Source organism: Parvimonas sp. M20 (assembly GCF_035282425.1).
In the GTDB taxonomy this organism is placed as follows: Bacteria; Bacillota; Clostridia; order Tissierellales; family Peptoniphilaceae; genus Parvimonas.
This window is the reverse complement of sequence record NZ_JAYKBQ010000192.1, coordinates 1-265: the sequence shown is the minus strand read 5'-3', so window position 1 is coordinate 265 and position 265 is coordinate 1. Positions and strand designations below refer to the sequence as shown.

Below are 265 nucleotides of genomic sequence, written 5' to 3'. Positions count from 1 at the left end.
CATTTAAGATATGCAACATTAGGATACAATAGTTTAAGAAATATTAAACAATTTTTATTTTATTTTTATGATATGAGTGTTGCTATTTGTAATAATGGAAATTTAGTAAACGCTAAAAGTTTAAGAGTAAAATTGGAAAAGAACGGAGCTATTTTTCATTCTACATCAGATACTGAAGTATTAATTCACTTAATCAGAAGGAGTACAAAAGAAACTATTAAAGAAAAGTTAAAAGAAAGCTTAAATATAATTAAAGGAGGATTTA

At 23.4% G+C, this 265-nt stretch carries 1 pseudogene; it reads left to right on the top strand.

Features of this window, described 5'->3' with window-relative positions:
* Positions 1-265, top strand: a pseudogene (locus tag VJI93_RS08935) (amidophosphoribosyltransferase); the annotation flags it as partial.